At 43.8% G+C, this 1,858-nt stretch carries 1 protein-coding gene; it reads right to left on the bottom strand.

Annotation, left to right across the window (positions count from 1 at the left end):
• Window positions 1–266: 266 nt before the first annotated feature.
• The gene (locus tag FD12_RS06865; RefSeq protein WP_056982304.1) at window positions 267–1,712 is read right to left on the bottom strand and encodes a DDE-type integrase/transposase/recombinase; all 1,446 of its coding nucleotides are present in this window, start codon (window positions 1,710–1,712) and stop codon (window positions 267–269) included.
• Window positions 1,713–1,858 lie beyond the last annotated feature (146 nt).

Below are 1,858 nucleotides of genomic sequence, written 5' to 3'. Positions count from 1 at the left end.
CGGTAGTGTCCAAAGTTCTATGAAAAATTAGTTTCTAGTAACCTTTCTGATCTGGCTTTCGGTCCACAAGTGGTCGTAACCGTCAAGTGCACTTGACAAGCCTACCAATGGGTTAGCTCAACGGTGCCGAGGCGATGGTTATACGAAATCAAGTCAACTTAAATAAGCCTCGGGTTTTCTCAGTTTAACCCATTGGCTTTACGGCTCGTCAAGTGTCCGCTAACGCCATTTGACGCTAACGAACCACCGGGCTCCAATTTCCAAAATCAAGCGGTTGGTAATTGTTCTTGAGCGATTTCAATCAACTTTAACCACTTGTCTGGCATGCGGGTAAGTCCCTTTAGCTCCGGTATCTCAACTGGCACTCGATAGTCCAAGCTTTGATGCCTTAACAGGAAATTGTGACAGAGCGAATATAGCGTCACGTAAGTGACGGAGCCACTGGCTGACTTAAAGCCACTCATTGGTCGATAGTTAGCTTTCAAGGAACGGTTTAAACGTTCAATGGTCTGCTTGGCTGGTCGGTGTTGTTTTGCCACTTCGCTTTCGTTGGTCAAACCCTTGACGATATTTAGATCAAAGCTGATCCCTTCGTGCTGCGCGTAATATAAACGGGCAACGCGATAAATGGGATTATCATCAACGGTAAAACGCAAATCAGCTGGAATTGTGGGGAACTTCTGGAGTACCTGATAGATCGCAATGCAAGCCGACTCAGTAGTTCGTTTTGGGGTTACGTAATCTGCTAAGATAATTTTCTTGTCAACGTCATAAAAGTAGAACAGGTAGTTCCACTTACCCTTAACGCGTAGATACGTTTCATCACCCACAAAGTTGCTTGATAGTTGATATGGGTAGTTGTCCAGAAATGGCCGCACATTAGTTGCGATCGCTTGCGCGTAGTTGAGGATCGTTTGTTTTGAAATCTTGACTCCGTGGACGTCGTACATGATTGCGGCAGTCTTGGCAGCTGACAGACCGTAGTTCACGTAGTAGGTCATGCTAATTCCCAGCACCTGCGGTGATGCTTGAATTCGATCCAGATTGACAATTGGTTGAATGGTAGATTCGTTGGCGACGCCCTTTAGGTTAAAGTCATATTCACGATACCGGTATCGGACTTTAAATTGATTAGGGTTGGTCTGGTATTGTTCAAGTTCACTTGGGGTTAACCGGCTGATTTCTCGTTGTCGGTATGCGCACTGTAAGTTTTGGCAACGCCATACTTTGAAGTGAACGCGTTGCTTGACTTGCGCCAACTTATTTCGGCAGTATGGACAACGAAGCACGAGTTCCTTGCTAAAAGTCTTATTGGCCCGGAACTGATGAGCACATATTTTACAAAGTAGTAAGTCCGTTTGGCCGCCACCATTTGAGTATAGATACTCATTGGGAGCGCCACAATGCGGACAAGTAACCTCGGGATATTTGAACGGCTTTCGCCGTTTAACAGGCTTCAATGGCTTTTGATGTTGTTGAAAATATTCTTGTAGGCGTTGCTGATAATCCAGCTGCTTTGTGTCAGTATTTGCCGCTAAAAGCGGCAGCTTCTCATCAGCTTTGAACTGATTGAATCGTTGATAAGTCGGCTTTTCTAACCGAGGTATCTTGGAATGCATATAAATATTGGTCAGTTGAGTTACTAGAATTAAAATAATTTGTTGTTGAAGCTTGATTATTCTAACTAAATACGTTAATAATTGTGTGAGCACTTGTCTAAATCCTTTCTGTTTCGAGCTTTAGTGTTGGTTGGTGCTTACACTATGCTGGAACTTTAGGGGGAAGGCAAGTGTTTTTTGTTTAGCGTTGATATGACAAGGATAATCGAGGATAAAACTTAGAAACTTTGGACAGTACT

Origin of the sequence: Lentilactobacillus rapi DSM 19907 = JCM 15042 (genome assembly GCF_001436255.1) — a bacterium.
Classification (GTDB): Bacteria; Bacillota; Bacilli; order Lactobacillales; family Lactobacillaceae; genus Lentilactobacillus; species Lentilactobacillus rapi.
Note: the sequence above shows the minus strand (reverse complement) of the source record. Positions and strands in the feature narration are given on the sequence as shown.